This window comes from Psychrobacillus sp. OK032, assembly GCF_900111345.1.
Classification (GTDB): domain Bacteria; phylum Bacillota; class Bacilli; order Bacillales_A; family Planococcaceae; genus Psychrobacillus.
Window position 1 is genome coordinate 1 of the sequence record NZ_FOGY01000031.1, and the last position, 2,937, is coordinate 2,937.

General features: G+C 51.7%; 1 rRNA gene. It reads right to left on the minus strand.

The features are described 5' to 3' along the window. Positions 1 to 6: 6 nt before the first annotated feature. Positions 7 to 2,934: ribosomal RNA gene (locus BMZ04_RS21690) — 23S ribosomal RNA — on the minus strand. Positions 2,935 to 2,937 lie beyond the last annotated feature (3 nt).

The following is a 2,937-nucleotide window of genomic DNA, read 5'->3' on the forward strand; positions in this document are numbered from 1 at the left end:
TACATTTTGGTTAAGTCCTCGATCGATTAGTATTCGTCAGCTGCACGTGTCGCCACGCTTCCACCCCGAACCTATCTACCTCATCGTCTTTGAGGGATCTTACTTACTTGCGTAATGGGAAATCTCATCTTGAGGGGGGCTTCGTGCTTAGATGCTTTCAGCACTTATCCCGTCCACACATAGCTACCCAGCGATGCTCTTGGCAGAACAACTGGTACACCAGCGGTGTGTCCATCCCGGTCCTCTCGTACTAAGGACAGCTCCTCTCAAATTTCCTACGCCCACGACGGATAGGGACCGAACTGTCTCACGACGTTCTGAACCCAGCTCGCGTACCGCTTTAATGGGCGAACAGCCCAACCCTTGGGACCGACTACAGCCCCAGGATGCGATGAGCCGACATCGAGGTGCCAAACCTCCCCGTCGATGTGGACTCTTGGGGGAGATAAGCCTGTTATCCCCGGGGTAGCTTTTATCCGTTGAGCGATGGCCCTTCCATGCGGAACCACCGGATCACTAAGCCCGTCTTTCGACCCTGCTCGACTTGTAGGTCTCGCAGTCAAGCTCCCTTCTGCCTTTACACTCTTCGAATGATTTCCAACCATTCTGAGGGAACCTTTGGGCGCCTCCGTTACACTTTAGGAGGCGACCGCCCCAGTCAAACTACCCGCCTGACACTGTCTCCTACCCGGGTTACGGGTATGGGTTAGAATTTCAATACAACCAGGGCAGTATCCCACCGACGCCTCCTCCGAAGCTGGCGCTCCGGGCTCTAAGGCTCCTGCCTATCCTGTACAAGTTGCACCAAAATTCAATATCAAGCTATAGTAAAGCTCCACGGGGTCTTTCCGTCCTGTCGCGGGTAACCTGCATCTTCACAGGTACTATAATTTCACCGAGTCTCTCGTTGAGACAGTGCCCAGATCGTTACGCCTTTCGTGCGGGTCGGAACTTACCCGACAAGGAATTTCGCTACCTTAGGACCGTTATAGTTACGGCCGCCGTTTACTGGGGCTTCAATTCGCACCTTCGCTTGCGCTAAGCACTCCTCTTAACCTTCCAGCACCGGGCAGGCGTCAGCCCCTATACTTCACCTTACGGTTTTGCAGAGACCTGTGTTTTTGCTAAACAGTCGCCTGGGCCTATTCACTGCGGCTCTTCAGGGCTATTCACCCTAAAGAGCACCCCTTCTCCCGAAGTTACGGGGTCATTTTGCCGAGTTCCTTAACGAGAGTTCTCTCGCTCACCTTAGGATTCTCTCCTCGACTACCTGTGTCGGTTTGCGGTACGGGCACCTATCACCTCGTTAGAGGCTTTTCTTGGCAGTGTGAAATCAGGAACTTCGGACTAAGTCCTCGCCATCACAGCTCAATGTTATAGAATGCGGATTTTCCTACATTCACACCTTACTGCTTGGACGTGCATAACCAACAGCACGCTTACCCTATCCTCCTGCGTCCCCCCATTACTCAAACGGTGGTTTGGTGGTACAGGAATATCAACCTGTTGTCCATCGTCTACGCCTATCGGCCTCGACTTAGGTCCCGACTAACCCTGAGCGGACGAGCCTTCCTCAGGAAACCTTAGTCATACGGTGGATGGGATTCTCACCCATCTTTCGCTACTCATACCGGCATTCTCACTTCTAAGCGCTCCACCAGTCCTTACGGTCTGACTTCAACGCCCTTAGAACGCTCTCCTACCACTGATACCAAAGGTATCAATCCACAGCTTCGGTGATTTGTTTAGCCCCGATACATTTTCGGCGCAGCGTCACTCGACCAGTGAGCTATTACGCACTCTTTAAATGATGGCTGCTTCTAAGCCAACATCCTGGTTGTCTAAGCAACGCCACATCCTTTTCCACTTAACAAATACTTTGGGACCTTAGCTGGTGGTCTGGGCTGTTTCCCTCTTGACTACGGATCTTATCACTCGCAGTCTGACTCCCAAACATAAATCATTGGCATTCGGAGTTTGTCTGAATTCGGTAACCCGGGATGGGCCCCTAGTCCAAACAGTGCTCTACCTCCAAGATTCTAACGTTTGAGGCTAGCCCTAAAGCTATTTCGGAGAGAACCAGCTATCTCCAGGTTCGATTGGAATTTCTCCGCTACCCACACCTCATCCCCGCACTTTTCAACGTACGTGGGTTCGGACCTCCAGTAAGTGTTACCTTACCTTCATCCTGGACATGGGTAGATCACCTGGTTTCGGGTCTACGACCACATACTCATTCGCCCTATTCAGACTCGCTTTCGCTGCGGCTCCGCTTTCTCAGCTTAACCTTGCATGTAATCGTAACTCGCCGGTTCATTCTACAAAAGGCACGCCATCACCCATTAACGGGCTCTGACTACTTGTAGGCACACGGTTTCAGGGTCTATTTCACTCCCCTTCCGGGGTGCTTTTCACCTTTCCCTCACGGTACTGGTTCACTATCGGTCACTAGGGAGTATTTAGCCTTGGGAGATGGTCCTCCCGGATTCCGACGGAATTTCACGTGTTCCGCCGTACTCAGGATACACTCAAGAGAGAATGAACTTTGGACTACGGGGCTTTTACCCTATCCTGCGGACCTTTCCAGATCGCTTCGTCTAGCTCATTCCTTTGTAACTCTATGTTGAGTGTCCTACAACCCCAAGAGGCAAGCCTCTTGGTTTGGGCTATTCCCGTTTCGCTCGCCGCTACTCAGGGAATCGATTTTTCTTTCTCTTCCTCCAGGTACTTAGATGTTTCAGTTCCCTGGGTGTGCCACAGATGCGCTATGTATTCACGCAAATGTACTGCTCCATTACGAACAGTGGGTTTCCCCATTCGGAAATCTCCGGATCAAAGCTCACTTACAGCTCCCCGAAGCATATCGGTGTTAGTGCCGTCCTTCTTCGGCTCCTAGTGCCAAGGCATTCACCGTGCGCCCTTATTAACTTAACCTAA